Source organism: Streptomyces sp. MMS24-W38, from assembly GCF_059889265.1.
The window spans coordinates 1726872-1745309 of sequence record NZ_JCBCPP010000001.1; the positions used below are offsets into that span (position 1 = coordinate 1726872).

The 18438-nt window shown below is 70.6% G+C and carries 17 protein-coding genes; 7 read left to right on the forward strand and 10 right to left on the reverse strand.

Annotated features, from left to right (window positions below):
- Window positions 1-73 precede the first annotated feature (73 nt).
- On the forward strand, window positions 74-1102 hold the full coding sequence (locus AC6F7H_RS06450; protein ID WP_500755796.1) for an LLM class flavin-dependent oxidoreductase: 1029 nt from the start codon (window positions 74-76) through the stop codon (window positions 1100-1102).
- 82 nt (window positions 1103-1184) lie between these two features.
- Here AC6F7H_RS06450 and AC6F7H_RS06455 read toward each other — a convergent pair whose 3' ends face one another.
- Window positions 1185-1577, reverse strand: a complete 393-nt coding sequence (locus tag AC6F7H_RS06455; protein ID WP_042167610.1) for an SCO5389 family protein — start codon at window positions 1575-1577, stop codon at window positions 1185-1187.
- Window positions 1578-1891: 314 nt separating this feature from the next.
- Here AC6F7H_RS06455 and nucS point away from each other — a divergent pair, with 314 nt between their 5' ends.
- Complete coding sequence (gene nucS / locus AC6F7H_RS06460) at window positions 1892-2563, forward strand: endonuclease NucS (protein WP_109378005.1); 672 nt, start codon at window positions 1892-1894, stop codon at window positions 2561-2563.
- Window positions 2564-2664: 101 nt separating this feature from the next.
- On the opposite strand, the gene AC6F7H_RS06465 is transcribed toward nucS, so the two are convergent.
- From AC6F7H_RS06465 to AC6F7H_RS06475, 3 genes are all read right to left on the reverse strand, one after another.
- On the reverse strand, window positions 2665-5244 hold the full coding sequence (locus tag AC6F7H_RS06465; protein WP_500755798.1) for an ATP-binding protein: 2580 nt from the start codon (window positions 5242-5244) through the stop codon (window positions 2665-2667).
- 299 nt (window positions 5245-5543) lie between these two features.
- Window positions 5544-5867, reverse strand: a complete 324-nt coding sequence (locus AC6F7H_RS06470; protein ID WP_500755799.1) for an STAS domain-containing protein — start codon at window positions 5865-5867, stop codon at window positions 5544-5546.
- A gap of 195 nt (window positions 5868-6062) precedes the next feature.
- Entirely contained in the window at window positions 6063-6911 is an 849-nt protein-coding gene (locus tag AC6F7H_RS06475) for a 3-hydroxyacyl-CoA dehydrogenase family protein (protein ID WP_500755801.1), read from the reverse strand.
- Window positions 6912-7213: 302 nt separating this feature from the next.
- Between AC6F7H_RS06475 and AC6F7H_RS06480 the strand changes: the two genes are divergently transcribed.
- The gene (locus AC6F7H_RS06480; protein WP_500755802.1) at window positions 7214-7948 is read left to right on the forward strand and encodes a D-Ala-D-Ala carboxypeptidase family metallohydrolase; all 735 of its coding nucleotides are present in this window, start codon (window positions 7214-7216) and stop codon (window positions 7946-7948) included.
- A gap of 139 nt (window positions 7949-8087) precedes the next feature.
- The gene (locus AC6F7H_RS06485; protein WP_500755803.1) at window positions 8088-8660 is read left to right on the forward strand and encodes a cob(I)yrinic acid a,c-diamide adenosyltransferase; all 573 of its coding nucleotides are present in this window, start codon (window positions 8088-8090) and stop codon (window positions 8658-8660) included.
- Between the two features lie 52 nt (window positions 8661-8712).
- Here AC6F7H_RS06485 and AC6F7H_RS06490 read toward each other — a convergent pair whose 3' ends face one another.
- Window positions 8713-9306, reverse strand: a complete 594-nt coding sequence (locus AC6F7H_RS06490) for a hypothetical protein (protein ID WP_500755804.1) — start codon at window positions 9304-9306, stop codon at window positions 8713-8715.
- Window positions 9307-9458: 152 nt separating this feature from the next.
- On the opposite strand from AC6F7H_RS06490, the gene AC6F7H_RS06495 reads away from it, so the two are divergent.
- The 3 genes from AC6F7H_RS06495 to AC6F7H_RS06505 all read left to right on the forward strand — a co-directional run bounded on the left by AC6F7H_RS06495 (window position 9459) and on the right by AC6F7H_RS06505 (window position 13268).
- Window positions 9459-10679 (forward strand): sensor histidine kinase, encoded by a 1221-nt coding sequence (locus AC6F7H_RS06495; protein WP_500755805.1) that lies wholly within the window; start codon window positions 9459-9461, stop codon window positions 10677-10679.
- Window positions 10676-11317 carry a response regulator gene (locus AC6F7H_RS06500; RefSeq protein ID WP_500755807.1) on the forward strand — a complete coding sequence of 214 codons (642 nt, stop codon included), beginning with the start codon at window positions 10676-10678 and terminating at the stop codon, window positions 11315-11317. The genes AC6F7H_RS06495 and AC6F7H_RS06500 overlap by 4 nt, the downstream gene beginning before the upstream one ends.
- 127 nt (window positions 11318-11444) lie before the next feature.
- Window positions 11445-13268 carry a glycosyl hydrolase family 18 protein gene (locus AC6F7H_RS06505; RefSeq protein ID WP_500755808.1) on the forward strand — a complete coding sequence of 608 codons (1824 nt, stop codon included), beginning with the start codon at window positions 11445-11447 and terminating at the stop codon, window positions 13266-13268.
- 77 nt (window positions 13269-13345) lie between these two features.
- On the opposite strand, the gene AC6F7H_RS06510 is transcribed toward AC6F7H_RS06505, so the two are convergent.
- From AC6F7H_RS06510 to atpA, 5 genes are all read right to left on the reverse strand, one after another.
- Window positions 13346-13792, reverse strand: a complete 447-nt coding sequence (locus tag AC6F7H_RS06510) for a DUF2550 domain-containing protein (RefSeq protein WP_109378015.1) — start codon at window positions 13790-13792, stop codon at window positions 13346-13348.
- A 162-nt stretch (window positions 13793-13954) separates the two neighbouring features.
- Window positions 13955-14329: a F0F1 ATP synthase subunit epsilon gene (locus AC6F7H_RS06515; protein ID WP_202277415.1), complete on the reverse strand. Its 375-nt coding sequence runs from the start codon at window positions 14327-14329 to the stop codon at window positions 13955-13957.
- A 110-nt stretch (window positions 14330-14439) separates the two neighbouring features.
- Complete coding sequence (gene atpD / locus AC6F7H_RS06520) at window positions 14440-15876, reverse strand: F0F1 ATP synthase subunit beta (protein WP_500755809.1); 1437 nt, start codon at window positions 15874-15876, stop codon at window positions 14440-14442.
- Window positions 15876-16793: a F0F1 ATP synthase subunit gamma gene (locus AC6F7H_RS06525; RefSeq protein WP_500755810.1), complete on the reverse strand. Its 918-nt coding sequence runs from the start codon at window positions 16791-16793 to the stop codon at window positions 15876-15878. Before AC6F7H_RS06525 ends, atpD begins: the two co-directional genes overlap by 1 nt.
- A 23-nt stretch (window positions 16794-16816) precedes the next feature.
- Window positions 16817-18409, reverse strand: a complete 1593-nt coding sequence (gene atpA / locus AC6F7H_RS06530; RefSeq protein ID WP_109378019.1) for a F0F1 ATP synthase subunit alpha — start codon at window positions 18407-18409, stop codon at window positions 16817-16819.
- Window positions 18410-18438: the final 29 nt, after the last annotated feature.

Genomic DNA, 18438 nt, shown 5'->3' on the forward strand with positions numbered 1-18438 from the left:
TGTCCTCGGCACGTGTCAGACGGTTATGCCCTGCGGGGGAGCTCCGTGTCGGAGCCAAGGAAGCAGGAAAGTGATGCGCGTTGGAAGTTTCGTGTTGGCCGCCCGGTTCCCCGGGCAGGGCGAAGGGGAGGCACTGCACCGAGCGGTCCGTTCGGCCGAGGTGGCCGAGGAGGCGGGGCTGGACGCGGTCTGGCTGGGCGAGCACCACTTCGTGCCGTACGGCACCTGTCCGTCGGCGGTCACCCTGGCGGCGTTACTGCTGGGCCGCACCCGCCGCATCCGGGTCGGTACGGCGGTCAGCGTGCTGCCCACCGTCCATCCGGTGGCGCTCGGCGAGCAGGCCGCGCTGCTGCACGTCACCAGCGGCGGGCGGTTCTCGCTGGGCGTCGGGCGCGGCGGGCCGTGGGTCGACCTGGAGGTCTTCGGGTCCGGCCTCGAGGCGTACGAGAAGGGGTTCCCCGAATCGCTCGATCTCCTGACGCGCTGGCTGCGCGAACCCTCCGTCGCGGCCTCCGGGGAGCGTTTCCGGTTCCGTGAAGTGCCCGTCGTCCCGCGCCCGTCGGAGTCCCTCACCGAGGCGGAGGGCCCCGAGGTCGTGGTCGCCTGCACCTCCCCGGCGAGCGTGCGGCTCGCGGCCGAGCGCGGGCTGCCGATGCTGCTCGGCATGCATGTGGGGGACGAGGAGAAGGCCGAGATGGTCGCCCTGTGGCAGCGGCACGCGCGCGCGTGCGGACGGCCGGCGGCGGAGATCCACCGCGCGGCCCATGTGTCGGCCGGCGTCGTGCAGATCGCCGACCGGCGCACCGACGCGGCGGAGACGCTGCTCAAGGCGCTGCCCGGCTGGCTGCGACAGGGGCTCGAGGCCCACGTCACGGTGGACGACCGGGAGCGGCGGATGCGCGACCCGCTGGCCTACACCGAACTCCTCTGCGGGCTGCACCCGGTGGGCACCCCGCGGCTGTGCGCGGACCGGCTCGCCGCGACCAGCGAGCGGACCGGCATCTCCCGGTTCGCCCTGCTCGTCGAGGGTTCCGGCGACCTCGCGGCGACCGAGGAGAACGTACGGCGGCTCGGCGCCGAGGTGATCCCCCAACTCGTCTGAACGAGCGGGGGATTCCGGTGAGACTTGCCGCCCCGGTACAGAGCGCACCTCCCGCGTACGGAGCGGCAAGCGACGGGGCGTGTCAGCAGTCGCGCAGTTCCGGCGACTGGTTCAGCAGCTGCCCACGGACCGAGGTGAACTTGGCAAGCCTCTCGTCGACCGAGGAGTCGAGCGGGAACACGGCCACCCGGTGGCAGTTCTGGAAGGCCAGCCGGACACCGAAGTGCCGCTGCAGCGCGCCGCGTATCGCGTCACTCGCGAGCGCACGCAGCAGCTGACCGCGAGCCTGCTCGTCCGGCGGAGGCGTCTGGTTGTCGGCGAACTCTCCGCCGTCCACCTTCAACTGGGCCACCAGGGAGCTGATCATCTCCCACGCGTAGGGCAGGGAGGTCCGGACGCAGTCGACGAAGTCTGCTTCGTCGACCTCGCCTCGCTCGGCCTGTTCGAGTAGGGCCGGTGAGACGTCGAGCGACATGGGTTCTCCTCTCGCACCCCCGCCGGGCGGGGGTTGCCTGACAGATACGGGAGTTCGCAAAATCCGACACGCTGCGTGCACACGCCGCGACCTCCCGTTCACTACCGTAAGCAACTGGCCGGGGCCGCACCAGGAGAATCCCCGGATGCGGAACTTGCTGTGGGCCGGGAATCGGCCATCGCCGAACACGCGTTTTCCAGGAGATACAGGACACGTCGCGAGGGTCTGGAGTGGCTCCTGTGACTCGGCTCCGAGCCGGTCACGGGACCGGGCGAATCGCATCGACCGCGGCTCGTCGAGTAGCGTTGCCGACCATGCGTCTCGTCATTGCCCGCTGCTCCGTGGACTACGCCGGGCGGCTCACCGCGCACCTGCCCTCGGCACCCCGTCTGATCCTGGTCAAGGCGGACGGAAGTGTCTCGATCCACGCCGACGACCGGGCCTACAAGCCCCTGAACTGGATGTCGCCGCCCTGCACGCTCAAAGAGGGCAGCGGTGACGAGGAGGGGATCTGGACCGTCGTCAACAAGGCGGGCGAGAAACTCATCATCACGATGGAGGAGGTCCTGCACGACTCCTCGCACGAACTGGGCGTCGACCCCGGCCTGATCAAGGACGGCGTGGAAGCCCACCTCCAGGAGCTGCTCGCGGACCGCATCGAGACCCTCGGCGAGGGCTACACCCTCATCCGCCGCGAGTACATGACCGCCATCGGCCCCGTCGACATCCTCTGCCGCGACGCCGAGGGACAGACCGTCGCGGTGGAGATCAAGCGGCGCGGTGAGATCGACGGCGTGGAGCAACTCACGCGCTATCTGGAGCTGCTGAACCGCGATCCGCATCTCGCCCCGGTGCGCGGCGTGTTCGCGGCCCAGGAGATCAAGCCGCAGGCCCGCGTGCTCGCCACCGACCGGGGCATCGGCTGCCAGGTCCTCGACTACGACGCCATGCGGGGCATCGAGGACGACAAACTGCGCCTGTTCTGAGCCACGTCACGGCATGTGTGAAGGGCCGGGTCCCCGTCGGGGACCCGGCCCTTCACACATGCCCGAAAGTGTTCCCGGGCGTCCGCGGACGCCCGGGGGTGTCAGATCACCGTCGTCCCGGAGCTGCTCGGCGTGCCCACCTCGCTGCTCTGCGGGGCGCTCGCCGAACTGCTCGTCCCCGACTCCGTCTGGGTCGGGGTGGAGGAGGTGGGGCCGCTCGCCGAGTCGGACGTCTCCGGCGGCGGGGTGTCGTCGTCCGTCGGTTCCGTCGTCGGGGTGGTCGGGTCCGGCGTCGGGGTGGTCGGGTCCGGCGTCGGCTCGGGCGGCTTGCCGGTGGACTCGCTCGGCTTGGGCGACGTCGACGGCTTCGCGGACGAGGACGGCGGCTTCGTCGGCGTGGAGGGCGTGGGCGTCGAGTCGTCCGGCTTCTCGGTGTCGCTCGGACCGGCCGAGGCCTCACCCGACTCCGTGGCCGTCGGCGTCGGGTCGTCGGAGGTGCCGGGGGTGCCGTCCGGGCCGGGGTCGGCCGCCCGGCTGGTGGCGTCACCGGTGTCACCGCCCTCCTCGGCCCGCCGGTCCGCACCCAGGCTGCCGTCGTCGGCACCCTGGCTCGCGGACGGGTTGACGCCGACGTTCTCCGACGGGGTACCGGGGTTGTTCTCCGAGGTGGCTCCGAGGGTGACCACCGTGCCCAGCACGGCGACGAGTAGCGCCCCCGCGCCGGCCGCCACGAGGTTGCGCCGGGCCAGGCCCTTCAGCCCGACGCCGACCTTGGGCGCGGGTGTGGGCGTCGGCACGGGCGAGGTGCGGTGGACGATCAGGCCGGTGTCGGTGGGCGGCTGAAGCTCCGGGAAGGCCGTCGGCACCCCGCGGGGCGGCGAGGCCGACTCCTCGTACTGGGCGTCCGGCACCTCCTCCCCCGCGGTCGGCGCGAGCGCCACCGGGATGCCGGAGCGGTCGCTGACCAGGGCCAGTGCCCGGCGTCCGGCGACGGTGCCTCGCTTGTCGGCGGCGGCCCCGCGCAGGCCGATGGAGGCCTCCAGTTCGGCACGGGCACGGTCCAGCTCCCCCGCGCACAGGGCGTGGATGCCGAGCTCGTGATGGAAGTAGGCCTCCTCCGCCACGTCCCCGGCGAGCCGGGCGGCCTCCGCGCCGGCCCGCAGGGTCCGCTCCCAGGCGTTCCAGTGCAGGCCCGCGGCGAACGCGGGTGCGGCGGTGCGGGCCAGTCGCACCGCCACGTCCGCCTCGCCCTCCTCGGCGGCCGAGGAGGGCGGCGACAGCACGGCGAGCGCGGCGAGCACCGCGTCGGCCTCGGCGCAGACCCGTTCCGGGGTGACCGAGGGGTGTCCGGCCCACCAGGCGTAGTGCTGGGCGGCGGTGCGTGCCTGCGCCTGCGCCCCGTCGGCGTAACCGGCGGCCTCCAGCTGGGCCGGGACGCCGGCGGCGAGCCGGTAGCGGGAGCCGGCCGGGGCGACCAGCCCGCAGGCGGCCAGTTCGCCGAGCGCGGCGTCGGCGTGGGTGTCGCCGACCAGCGCGGGCAGATGCGCCTGGTGCGGGAGTTCGCCGCCGAGCGCGACGGCGAACCGCAGGGTGGCGCGGGCGGAGGCGCTGAGCCGTGCCGCGAGCAGCGGGGCGGGAGCGGCCGCCTCGCCGAGCGAGGGCAACGGGATCTCGTCACCGTCGACGGCGTCGACTGCGTCGGCGGGCAGTTCGTCGGACAGGTCACCGGGCCAGAGGTCCTCGAAGACGCCGAACTCGTCGACGGCGCTGGTGCCGGCGCGCAGCCGGTCGCGCTGCCGCAGCAGGGCGCCGGCCTGGACGAAGCGCAGCGGCAGGCCCTCGGACTCGAACCAGAGGTCACCGGCCCAGTTCGACTCGTCCTCGGTGAGGTCCCGGTCGACGGCGCGCTCGAGCAGGTCGAGACCGGCCGCGCGGTCGAGTCCGTCGAGGACGACCTCCTCCACGGCGGAGTCGGCCGACGGGGCGGGCACGTCCGGGGTGGCGCCGAGCAGGAAGGCGCACTCGGGCGTCGCGTCGAGCAGTTCGTCGAGGGCAACGCCGCCGAAACCGAGGTCGTCGAGGACGACGACCGCGCCGACCTCACGGAGGCAGTCGGCGAGTTCGTCCCGGCCGGGGCGGTACAGCGGCGCGCTGTGCACGGCGTAGAAGAGGTCGTACAGCAGATCGTCGGCGCTGCGGCGGTGGCCGTCCAGGCGGACCACGCCGTCGGGGGCGAGGTCCGCGCAGTCCTCGGCGACGACGTCGAGCAGTCGGGTACGGCCGGAGCCCGCGGGACCGGTGAGGCGCACGGAACGGCCGCGGGCGAGCAGTCGGACCAGCTTCTCGCGCTCGTCCTGGCGGGCCGTCAGCGGCAGTTCGGGCTGGGCCGGGCCGGGCGGGACGGGCGGCCTGGCGGCCCGCTGGGTCTCGGCGCGCTCGGCCTCCGTCAGCTTCACGGGGCGGGCGGGCCGCTCGGCGGGCGGGCAGGGCTCTATCTCACTGCCGTCGACGGGGTTGACGGTGAGCAGGAAGTCGCCGGAGACGAGCTGCACCGTGCGGGCGAGCACGGGCGCGGACTGTCCGAAGTCGGATGTGAGGGATTCCCTGGGCGGGCGCTGGCGCGGCGCGTGCCCGTCACCGTCACGACCGTACTCCTCGGGTCCCGGGTTGTTCGGGTCCATAAGGTCCTAGCCCCCCAAAAGCGTCGTGTGCCTGGGTCCAAGCCCCTCCCGGCCTTGCCGCACACCGCGCTGTCGCTTCTGGTCCGGGCCCGCTCGAGGGTTGTTGAGGCAGCGGGCAGCCGAACCCTAAGCCTTCTCCCAGTATCTACGACAGTCCGGGGTACCGCTCGGTCCGGGACATCACAGTCTCGTGAGGATTGTGCGCACGTCGCACGGGTCGCCGGGGCTCCGGTCAGGTCGGCCGGGCCCTGCCGGTCGTCAGGTTCGCCAGGTCCGTCAGGTTCATCCCCGTACCGACCTCACACACGCGGCAGCGTGTCCACCCCGATGCCCCCTTCGATCGCCAGGATCCGGTGCAGCCGGGTGGCCACCAACAGGCGCTGCAGCTGCGGTGGTACGTCGCGCAGCACCAGCCGCCGGCCGCAGCGGCCGGCCCGCCGGTGGACCCCCATGATCACGCCGAGTCCGGTGGCGTCCCAGGAGTCCAGTTCGGACAGGTCCAGCAGCAGATCGCCGACACCGTCGTCGACGGCCGAGTGCAGGACCGTACGGGCGTCCGCCGCGCTGCGGACATCGAGGCGGCCCCCGACGACCAGTTCGGCGTGGTCGCCCCTGATATACATATGCGCTCCCGTGCGTGCCGTGCTCCGCTTTTAAGGTTTTCAGGTTTTAAAGTTCTGAGATTCTCAGGCTTCTCACGTTTTTGACGACGGTGATGCAACCTCTGACTGCGTGGAGCCCGCAGAGGTTGCCCCGCGTAAGCGAACCGATACCGAATTCACCCCGGTGCGTGATGAGCATCGGGGCGTTCGGGGTGATCAGTACGTGTAGAAGCCCTGCCCGCTCTTCCGGCCGATGTCACCCGCGTCAACCATCCGGCGCATCAGCTCGGGCGGGGCGAACTTCTCGTCCTGGGACTCGGTGTAGATGTTCCCGGTGGCGTGCAGCAGGATGTCGACGCCGGTCAGGTCGGCGGTGGCCAGCGGCCCCATGGCGTGACCGAAGCCCAGCTTGCAGGCCAGGTCGATGTCCTCGGCGCTCGCCACACCCGACTCGTGGAGCTTCGCGGCCTCGACGACGAGGGCGCTGATGAGGCGGGTGGTCACGAAGCCGGCCACATCGCGGTTGACGACGATGCAGGTCTTGCCGACCGACTCGGCGAACTCCCGCGCGGTGGCGAGGGCTTCGTCGCTGGTCTTGTAGCCGCGGACCAGTTCGCACAGCTGCATCATCGGCACCGGTGAGAAGAAGTGCGCGCCGACGACCCGCTCCGGGCGCTCCGTCACAGCCGCGATCTTGGTGATCGGGATGGCGGAGGTGTTGGAGGCGAGCACGGCGTCGTCGCGCACGATCCCGTCGAGGGCGCGGAAGATCTCGTGCTTGACCTCGAGCTTCTCGAAGACCGCCTCGACCACGACGTCCGCGTCCGCGCAGGCGTCCAGGTCGGTGGTCGCGGTGATCCGGGCGAGGGCCGCGTCGGCGTCGTGGGCCTCGAGCTTGCCCTTGCTCACGAACTTGTCGTACGACGACTTGATTCCGTCGGTACCTCGTGTGAGCGCCTCGTCGGTGACGTCGCGCAGGACGACGTCCCAGCCCGCCTGAGCGGAGACCTGGGCGATTCCGGACCCCATGAGACCGGCCCCGATGACGGCGAGCTTCCGTGCCACTGTGCGACTCCCCTTCGAAACACTCACACGCTGTTCCTGTACGTCACTCGCGGACACTAGCGCTCGCGAGCGGATGTGTGAGGGGTTAGTAATGCGTGTCACGTCTCACGCAGTGAGACGCCCATCACTCCCGACGCTTCTGAGGCTCCCGAGGTTCGGCCACCAATCCTCCCCACCGTCAACTCCAGGTATTCATCCACGGATTGTTGACGCGCGTAGCACTGTGCCGCACGCTGGTCGGCGGGTGCCGTCCGGGCCGGGCGGCACCGATCCATCCAGCGACGGACGGTCGGGAGGCCAAAATGCTGAGACGCGCGACGCGCATCCTTCTCTCATTTGTCATGATCATGGCGGGTACGATCCTCGGGGTGGGCGCCACCGCCGGCACGGCGCACGCCGACGAGTGCTACACCTGGAACCGCACCCTGTCCCAGGGCTCCTCCGGCAGCGACGTGACGCAGTTGCAGATCCGGGTCGCCGGCTGGGTGACCTCGGGCGAGCGGCTCTCCTACGACGGCCAGTACGGTGCCCGCACCGCCGCCGCCGTCAAGAAGTTCCAGTCGGCGTACGGACTGCCCGCCGACGGTGTCGCCGGCCCGCAGACCTTCAGCAAGATCTACGCGCTCCAGGACGCCGACTGCACGCCCGTCCACTTCAGCTACGCCGAACTCAACAAGTGCAACTCCACCTGGTCGGGCGGCGCGGTCTCGGCGGCCACCGCCAAGGCGAACGCGCTGAAGACCATGTGGAAGCTGGAGGCGCTGCGGCACGCGCTCGGTGACGTGCCGATCACCATCTCCAGCGGCTTCCGCTCCTACGCCTGCAACAGCGCGGTCGGCGGCTCGTCGACCAGCCGTCATCTCTACGGCGACGCGGCCGACCTGGTCGGCTCACCGAGCTTGTGCACCCTCGCCAAGCAGTCCAGGGTCCACGGCTTCTCCGAGATCCTCGGCCCCGGCTACCCCGGCCACAACGACCACACCCACGTGGCCTTCGACCCGTCACCGTACTGGTCCGCGCCCAGCTGCGGGATCTGACACGGGACTTCGCCCCACCCGAGACCGGCCGTAACGGCGGGCCCCCACACCGGCCCCACCCTCCCGCCCGCCGTCACGGCCGGCCGTGACGGCCGGCACACCGGTGTCCGGACAGCCGGGGCCTCACTAGGCTGGCCTCATGGTCAACCTGACACGCATCTACACGAAGACCGGCGACAAGGGCACCACGAACCTCGGTGACATGAGCCGGGTCGCCAAGACCGACCTGCGCATCGCCGCCTACGCCGACGCCAACGAGGCGAACGCGGTGATCGGCACCGCGATCGCGCTGGGTGCTCTGGACGAGGAGGTCGTCAAGGTCCTCACCCGCGTGCAGAACGACCTGTTCGACGTGGGCGCCGACCTGTCGACGCCGGTCGCGGAGAACCCGGAGTTCCCGCCGCTGCGGGTCGAGCAGTTCTACGTGGACCGGCTGGAGACGGACTGCGACCACTTCAACGAGCGGCTGGAGAAGCTGCGCTCCTTCATCCTCCCGGGAGGCACGGCGGGCGCCGCCCTCCTCCACCAGGCCTGCACGGTGGTCCGCCGCGCGGAGCGCTCCACCTGGGCGGCCCTGGAGGCGCACGGCGACACCATGAACCCCCTCACCGCCACCTACCTCAACCGCCTCTCCGACCTCCTCTTCATCCTGGCCCGCACCGCCAACAAGGAGACCGGCGACATCCTGTGGGTACCGGGCGGCGAGCGCTGAGGGGCGACGGCAGCGGGTCGTCCGGGCGTCCGTCCCGACGGCCCGGCCGGGCTCAACGGCGGACGCCCTTCTTCGACCCGGCGAGATCGTCCCGGTCCGCCCGCCCCTCGCCCGCCGGAGCCTTCTTCGGCCAGAGCCAGTAAGTCAGGGCGATCAGGCCGTGGATGCCGGCGACGCGCCAGGCGGTGAGGCGCCAGCTCTCCAGGGAACCCACCCGGCTCGCGTCGCCGACGTACCGGATGGCGAGCTGGAGCAGGACGGTGGCCACGGCGGCCCCCGCCAGCGTGCCCAGCCACACCCTGGCCTCGTACCGGGCACGGGCCATGCCGTAGCGGGGCGGGCCGGCCGGTTTCGGGGCGCCGCCGAACCGGTGGGCGGCGTGGCCGTCGAGCCACTTCACGGTGCGGTGGCCGTGCCCGACGGTGTAGCCGATGTAGAGCGCGGCCAGACCGTGCGCCCAGCCCGGCTCAGCGCCGTTCTTCAGGTCCAGCGCGGTGGCGACCAGCAGGACGACCTCCAGCAGCGGTTCGCACAGCAGCAGCGCCAGGCCGGTGCGCGGCATGCGCAGCAGGTAGCGGAAGGCCAGTCCGGCGGCCAGCAGCACCCAGAAGCCGATCTCGCATGCTGCGATCAAGGCGACGATCACGGTTCGCTCCTCTCGGTCCCCCTTTCAGGCTCCCGTGCGGGGCGGCCGGGATCGTCGTCGCCGGTGACGAACCTCCGGTACATCGAAAGATGCAGTCCAGGACCCTTCGCGGGCACAAGGCACCGGGTGCGCGCACCGTGTTGGATGGTTCCATGGCCGTACGACTCCCCCGCCCCCACCGTTTCGACGCATGGGTCGCGCTCGCCGGGCTGTTCGGCGGGCTCCTGCTGTGCGGCATCGGCCTGGGCATGCGGCCGGCCCACGACCCGACCGTGCTCTTCGACGGCCCCTGGCCGATCGTGCTGCCGCTCTTCCTGATGGCGGGGGGCGAGCTGCTGCGCCGGGCCGCCCCGCGCACCGCCCTGCTGATCGGCACGGTCGCGCTGATCGGGGACGCCCTCACCCAGGGCAGCCTGATCACGCTCCTGATGTACACCGACCTCATGTACACCGCCGTCCTCTACGGCACGCCCCCCTCCGCCCGTCACATCCCGCGGGTCACCGCACTGCTCACGCTCGTGGGAACGCTGGTGCCCTACGCGGTGTGGCGGGTGCCGGAGGCGCTGCTGGTCGGTGTGTTCATCGGCCTCGTCGCGTTCGCGCCCGCGTCGACGGGTCTGATCGTGCGCAACCACCGCGAGGCCGCCGACTCCGCCCGGCTGCGGGCCGAACAGACCGCGCTGCTCGCCGAGATGGACCGCACCCAGGCGGTGGTGGCCGAACGGGCCCGGATGGCAAGGGAGTTGCACGACATGGTCGCCAACCACCTGTCCGCGATCGCCATCCACTCCACGGCCGCCCTCTCCCTGGAGGACGAGAAGACCTCCCGCGAGGCGCTCACCGTGATCCGGGAGAACAGCGTCCAGGGGCTGTCCGAGATGCGCCGCCTCATCGGCATCCTGCGGGACGGCACCACCGCCGACGACAAGGCGCCGGCCGCCACCCCGACCCTCGACGGTCTCGGCGCCCTGGTGGAGGGGGCCCGCGCCAACGGCCTGGACGTCACCCTCGACGCCGTGCACGGTCCCGTGCCGGCCCCGGTCGAGCTGGCCGCGTACCGCATCGTGCAGGAGTCGCTGACCAACACGCTCAAGCACGCCGCGCAGGGCGCGGTGACGGTGTGGCTGCGTGGGCGGAACAGCACCCTCGAGCTGCGGGTGACCAGTCCCTACGGGGGCGGGGACGCCCCGCGCGCGCCGGGCTCCGGGGCCGGCCTCGTCGGGATGCGGGAGCGTGCCGCGCTGCTGCACGGCACCTTCGAGGCCGGCCCGGAGAACGCCGCGGACGGCACCGACGGCAAGCTCTGGGTCGTCCGCGCCTCCCTTCCCGTCACCGACGTACCCCGAGACATACCCCGAGGAGAGAGCCGATGATCCGCGTCCTGGTCGCCGAGGACCAGTTGGCCGTCCGCGCCGGGCTGGTGCTCATCCTGCGCAGCGCGCCCGACATCGAGGTGGCGGGTGAGGCGGCGGACGGTGAGCAGGCGGTGGCGCTCGCCCGTGAACTGCGCCCGGACGTGGTGCTGATGGATGTGCAGATGCCGCGCCTGGACGGGGTGTCGGCCACCCGGCAGGTCGTCGCGGAGGGGCTCGCCGACGTCCTGGTGCTGACCACCTTCGACCTCGACGAGTACGTCTTCGGGGCGCTGCGGGCCGGGGCCTCGGGGTTCCTGCTGAAGAACACGGAGGCGAAGGACCTCATCGAGGCCGTGCGCACGGTGGCGCGCGGGGAGGGGATCGTCGCCCCGGCCGTGACCCGGCGGCTGATCGCCGAGTTCGCCGCGAAGCCCGCCCGCGGGTCCACGGCCGATCCGGCGGTGCTGGACTCCCTCACCCGGCGCGAGCGGGAGGTGCTGTCCTGTCTCGGCGAGGGCCTGTCCAACGCCGCCGTCGCGGAGCGCCTCGACATGGCGGAGGCCACGGTGAAGACCCACGTCAGCCGCCTGCTGGGGAAGCTGGGGCTGCGCAGCCGCGTGCAAGCGGCGGTACTGGCGCAGGAGTTGGGGATCTGACCGAACCGAGTGGGTGGTCCAGACCTATTGACCTGTGGTCCAGACCTTTCTATCCTCGCGGCACCGTGGGTGTGAAGGCTCAGTCATGTCCACGGCGATATCCCCCACCCCACGAAGGAGGCGCGCCATGCGCTTCAGACACAGAGCCGTGGCAGGGTTCTCGACCCTGCTCCTCCCCCTCTCCGCTCTCGTCGCCCTCGCGAGCCCCGCCCAGGCCGCGACCTCGGCGACCGCCACCTACGCCAAGACCCAGGACTGGGGCTCCGGCTTCGAGGGCAAGTGGACGGTGAAGAACACCGGCACCACGACGATCAACTCCTGGACCGTGGAGTGGGACTTCCCCTCCGGTACCAAGGTCACCTCCGCCTGGGACGCCACGGTCACGGGCTCCGGTGACCACTGGACCGCCAAGAACGCCGGCTGGAACGGCACCCTCGCTCCCGGGGCGTCGATCTCCTTCGGCTTCAACGGCAGCGGCTCCGGCTCCCCGTCCGGCTGCAAGCTCAACGGCGGCAGCTGCGACGGCACCTCCGTCCCCGGCGACGCGGCCCCCTCCGCCCCCGGCACCCCCACCGCCTCGAACATCACCGACACCTCCGTGCGGCTGTCCTGGTCCGCGGCCACCGACGACAAGGGCGTCAAGAACTACGACGTCCTGCGCGACGGCGCCAGGGTCGCCACCGTGACCGGCACTTCGTACACGGACACCGGGCTGGCCAAGGGCACCGACTACTCGTACACCGTCCAGGCCCGTGACACCGCCGACCAGACCGGTCCGGTCAGCGGCGCGGTGCGGGTCCGCACCACCGGCAACACCGAGGAACCGCCGCCCACCGGCGCCAAGGTCAATCTCGGCTACTTCACCGAGTGGGGCGTCTACGGCCGCAACTACCACGTCAAGAACCTGGTGACGTCCGGCTCCGCTGCCAAGATCACGCACATCAACTACGCGTTCGGCAACGTCGTGGGCGGCCAGTGCAAGCTCGACGACGCCTACGCCGCCACCGACAAGGCCTACACCGCGGACCAGTCCGTCAGCGGCACCGCCGACACCTGGGACCAGCCGCTGCGCGGCAACTTCAACCAGCTGCGCCAGCTGAAGGCCAAGTACCCGCACATCAAGGTGCTGTACTCGTTCGGCGGCTGGACCTACTCCGGCGGCTTCGGCCAGGCCGCGCAGAACCCGGCCGCGTTCGCCAAGTCCTGCAAGCAGGTCGTGGAGGACCCGCGCTGGGCCGACGTCTTCGACGGCATCGACATCGACTGGGAGTACCCGAACGCCTGCGGTCTGACCTGCGACACCAGTGGTCCGGCGGCCTTCAGGAACCTCTCCCAGGCCCTGCGCGCCGAGTTCGGCAAGGACTACCTGGTCACCGCCGCCATCACCGCGGACGGCTCGAACGGCGGCAAGATCGACGCGGCCGACTACGGCGGCGCCGCCCAGTACCTCGACTGGTACAACGTGATGACGTACGACTACTTCGGCGCCTGGGACAAGGCCGGCCCCACCGCCCCGCACTCGCCGCTGACCGCGTACAACGGCATCCCGCAGGACGGCTTCAACTCCGCCGCCGCCATCGCCAAGCTGAAGGCCAAGGGCGTCCCGGCGAGCAAGCTGCTGCTCGGCATCGGCTTCTACGGCCGCGGCTGGACCGGCGTCACCCAGGCCGCCCCCGGCGGCACCGCCACCGGCCCGGCGGCCGGCACCTACGAGGCCGGCATCGAGGACTACAAGATCCTCAAGAACAGCTGCCCGGCCACCGGCACCGTCGGCGGCACGGCGTACGCCCACTGCGGCAACAACTGGTGGTCCTACGACACCCCCGCCACCATCAACAGCAAGATGGCCTGGGCCAAGAACCAGGGCCTGGGCGGGGCGTTCTTCTGGGAGTTCAGCGGTGACACCGCGGGCGGTGAACTGGTCGGCGCCATCCACAACGGCCTGAAGTAGGCCACCGGCACCCGACCGCGAACGACACGACTGCTCCCCCGGACCTCGTCCGGGGGAGCAGTCGTGTTCACACGTGTCTACGCCACATTCACCCGCTGGCCGGGCGGTGCCGCCTCCAGCCAGGCGAGGAAACCGGTCAGCGCGTCGTCGCTCATCGCCAGCTCCAGCCGCCTGCCCCGGTGCAGACAGGCCAGGATCACCGCGTCCGACAGCAGCGCCAGCTCCTCCTCGCCCTCGGGCACCCGGCGGCCGGCCACCTCGATCGCCGAGCGCTCCAGGACTCGGCGCGGACGCAGCGCGTAGGAGAAGACGCGGAACCACTCCACCCGGTCGCCGTTGTAGCGGGCCACCCCGTACGCCCAGCCCTTGCCGCCGGTGTCGCCCGCTTCCGGGACGTCCCAGCGCAGGCTGCAGTCGAAGGTTCCGCCGGAACGCTGGATGAAGCGGCGGCGCAGGCCGAACACGAAGAGGCCCACCACCACGAGCGCCACGACACTTCCGCACACAGTCAGAGCGAGGACCATCGACACCGACCTCCTCGTCTCCTAGGTAACGGAACGGAAAAATCATCCAGATCTGCCTCAGCCGCGACCGGGTCCGGATCGCTCCGGTCCCAGCCGCGGCTGAGTCACGTCATTGCACGGCTCCCCCAGAGCCTAGACGGCCTGGGTGGCTCCTCGGGTCGTTCAGTGCCCCGCCGCCGCGCGCAGTCGTACGTCCGCGCGCCGCTCCGCCGAGGCGTCCGCCTCCGACTTCGCACGGTCCCGCGCCCGCTCCGCGCGCTTGACGTCGATCTCGTCCGACAGTTCGGCGATCTCGGCCAGCAGCGACAGCTTGTCGTCCGCGAACGAGATGAAACCGCCGTGCACCGCGGCGACGACCGTCCCGCCGTCGTTCGTACGGATGGTCACCGGTCCCGACTCCAGCACACCGAGCAGCGGCTGGTGACCGGGCATGACGCCGATGTCGCCGGACGTGGTGCGCGCGACGACCAGGGTGGCCTCGCCCGACCAGACCTCTCGGTCGGCCGCGACCAGCGCGACGTGCAGCTCAGCAGCCAAGATGGCTCCTCGGGTCACCACCCGGCAGGTCCGCCGGGTGTTGGTTACAAGTCTAATGGGCGGGGGTCAGGGGGCGGGACGGTTCCCGCCCCCCGACTCGAGCGCGAGGCTCAGGAGACGCCCAGCTCCTTCGCGTTCTTCTTCAGGTCCTCGATGCCACCGCACATGAAGAACGCCTGCTCCGGGAAGTGGTCGTACTCACCGTCGCAGATCGCGTTGAACGCGGCGATCGACTCGTCCAGCGGCACGTCCGAACCGTCCACGCCGGTGAACTGCTTGGCGACGTGGGTGTTCTGGGACAGGAAGCGCTCCACGCGACGGGCGCGGTGGACGGCGAGCTTGTCCTCCTCGCCGAGCTCGTCGATACCGAGGATCGCGATGATGTCCTGCAGGTCCTTGTACTTCTGCAGGATGTTCTTCACCCGCATGGCCGCGTCGTAGTGGTCCTGCGCGATGTAGCGCGGGTCCAGGATGCGGGACGTGGAGTCCAGCGGGTCCACGGCCGGGTAGATGCCCTTCTCGGAGATCGGACGGGAGAGCACCGTCGTCGCGTCGAGGTGGGCGAAGGTGGTGGCCGGGGCCGGGTCGGTCAGGTCGTCCGCGGGGACGTAGATCGCCTGCATCGAGGTGATCGAGTGACCGCGGGTCGAGGTGATGCGCTCCTGGAGGAGACCCATCTCGTCGGCCAGGTTCGGCTGGTAGCCCACCGCGGAGGGCATGCGGCCGAGCAGGGTCGACACCTCGGAACCGGCCTGCGTGAAGCGGAAGATGTTGTCGATGAAGAACAGCACGTCCTGCTTCTGGACGTCACGGAAGTACTCGGCCATGGTGAGGCCGGCCAGCGCGACGCGCAGACGGGTGCCCGGGGGCTCGTCCATCTGGCCGAAGACCAGGGCGGTCTTGTCGATGACGCCCGAGTCGCTCATCTCGTCGATGAGGTCGTTGCCCTCACGGGTGCGCTCACCGACACCGGCGAACACCGACACACCGTCGTGGTTGTTGGCGACGCGGTAGATCATCTCCTGGATGAGCACCGTCTTGCCGACGCCGGCACCGCCGAACAGACCGATCTTGCCGCCCTTGACGTACGGGGTGAGCAGGTCGATGACCTTGACGCCGGTCTCGAACATCTCGGTCTTCGACTCGAGCTCGTCGAAGTTCGGCGCCTTGCGGTGGATCGGCCAGCGCTCGCCGTCGTAGGTCTCGTCGCTGTTCAGCACCGCACCGAGGGTGTTGAACACCTTGCCCTTGGTGAAGTCGCCGACCGGGACGGAGATGGCCGAGCCCGTGTCGGTCACCACGGCCTGGCGGACCAGACCGTCGGTGGGCTGCATGGAGATGGTGCGGACCAGGCCGTCACCCAGGTGCTGGGCGACCTCCAGGGTCAGCGTCTTCAGCTCGCCCTCGTTCGCCGGGTCGGAGACCTCGACGTGCAGGGCGTTGTAGATCTCCGGCATCGCGTCGACGGGGAACTCCACGTCGACGACCGGGCCGATGACCCGGGCGACACGGCCCGTGGCCGCCGCGGTCTCAACAGTGGTGGTCATTAATTGTCACTCCCCGCGTTTGCGTCGGCCAGAGCGCCTGCGCCACCGACGATCTCGCTGATTTCCTGGGTGATTTCGGCCTGGCGGGCCGCGTTGGCAAGACGGGAGAGCGTGTTGATCAGCTCACCCGCGTTGTCGGTGGCCGACTTCATCGCACGCCGTGTGGCGGCGTGCTTCGAAGCGGCCGACTGGAGCAGCGCGTTGTAGATGCGGCTCTCCACGTAGCGCGGCAGCAGGGCGTCGAGGACGTCCTCCGCCGAGGGCTCGAAGTCGTACAGCGGAAGGATCTCGTCCTTGGTGGACGTCTCCTCCGCGACCTCCTCGAGGCGCAGCGGAAGCAGTCGGGAGCCGACCGCGGTCTGCGTCATCATCGAGACGAACTCGGTGTAGACGATGTGGAGTTCGTCCACTCCGCCGTCCGCCGTGTCCTTCCCGATGGCCTCGATCAGCGGCGCCGCGACGGTCTTGGCGTCCGCGTACGTGGGCTCGTCGGTGAAGCCCGCGAACGACTCCGCGACCTTGCGCTCACGGAAGTTGTAGTGCGCGAGCCCACGGCGGCCGACGATGTACGTGTCGACCTCCAGGCCCTCGCCCTCCAGGCGCTCGGTCAACTGCTCCGCCGCCTTGATCGCGTTGGCGTTGAAGGCGCCGGCCAGGCCGCGGTCGCTCGTGAGGAGCAGGACCGCGGCACGGGTCGGGTTCTCCGCCTCCGTCGTCAGCGGGTGCTTGGCGTCCGAACCGGTACCGACGGCCGTGACCGCACGGGTCAGTTCCTGGGCGTACGGCGTGGAGGACCGCACCTTGCGCTGCGCCTTGACGACGCGCGAGGCGGCGATCATCTCCATCGCCTTGGTGATCTTCTTGGTCGCGGTGACGGATCGGATGCGACGCTTGTAGACCCGGAGCTGGGCTCCCATGAGTCAGGTCCCTTCCTTGAACGTCACTTGGCGGCAGCGGCCGGAGCGTCCTCGCCGAGCAGCTTGCCTTCGCTCGTCTCGAACTGCTTCTTGAAGGCCGCGATCGCGTCGCCCACGGCCTGGAGGGTGTCGTCCGACATCTTGCCGCCCTCGCGGATGGAGGTCATGAGGCCCTGCTCGCTGCGGTGCAGGTACTCCAGCAGCTCCTTCTCGAAGCGGCGGATGTCGGCGACCGGCACCTCGTCCATCTTGCCGGTGGTGCCGGCCCAGACGGAGACGACCTGGTCCTCGGTGGCCATCGGCTGGTACTGGTCCTGCTTCAGCAGCTCGACCATGCGCTGACCGCGCTCCAGCTGCGACTTCGACGCGGCGTCCAGGTCGGAACCGAAGGCGGCGAACGCCTCCAGCTCACGGAACTGGGCGAGGTCCACGCGCAGTCGGCCGGAGACCTGCTTCATCGCCTTGTGCTGGGCGGAGCCACCGACGCGGGAGACCGAGATACCGACGTTCAGGGCCGGACGCTGACCGGCGTTGAACAGGTCGGACTCCAGGAAGCACTGGCCGTCGGTGATGGAGATGACGTTGGTCGGGATGAACGCCGACACGTCGTTCGCCTTGGTCTCGACGATCGGCAGACCGGTCATCGAGCCCTTGCCCATCTCGTCGGAGAGCTTGGCGCAGCGCTCCAGGAGGCGGGAGTGCAGGTAGAAGACGTCACCCGGGTAGGCCTCGCGCCCCGGCGGGCGGCGCAGCAGCAGGGAGACGGCGCGGTAGGCGTCGGCCTGCTTCGACAGGTCGTCGAAGATGATCAGGACGTGCTTGCCCTGGTACATCCACTGCTGGCCGATGGCCGAGCCGGTGTAGGGCGCCAGGTACTTGAAGCCGGCCGGGTCGGACGCCGGGGCGGCGACGATGGTCGTGTACTCCAGGGCGCCGTTCTCCTCCAGCGCGCGGCGGACCGACGCGATGGTGGAGCCCTTCTGGCCGACGGCGACGTAGATGCAGCGGACCTGCTTGTTCACGTCGCCGGAGCGCCAGTTGTCACGCTGGTTGATGATCGTGTCGACGGCCAGCGCGGTCTTGCCGGTGCCGCGGTCGCCGATGATCAGCTGACGCTGACCGCGGCCGATCGGGGTCATGGCGTCGACGGCCTTGTAGCCCGTCTCCATCGGCTCGTGCACCGACTTGCGCTGCATGACCGTGGGGGCCTGCAGTTCGAGGGCGCGGCGGCCCTCGGTCTCGATCTCGCCGAGGCCGTCGATCGGGTTGCCGAGCGGGTCGACCACGCGGCCGAGGTAGCCCTCGCCCACGGCGACGGACAGGACCTCGCCGGTGCGGGCGACCGGCTGGCCCTCCTCGATGCCGCTGAACTCACCGAGGACGATGGCACCGATCTCGCGCTCCTCGAGGTTGAGGGCGAGGCCGAGGGTGCCGTCCTCGAACTTCAGCAGCTCGTTGGCCATGGCCGAGGGCAGACCCTCGACCTTGGCGATGCCGTCGCCGGCGAGGGTGACCGTACCGACTTCCTCGCGCGAGGCCGCGTCCGGCTTGTACGACTGGACGAAGTTCTCCAGTGCGTCCCGGATCTCCTCCGGCCGGATCGTGAGCTCCGCCATCTGAGTTCCCTGCTCTCCTTGTTGGGCCC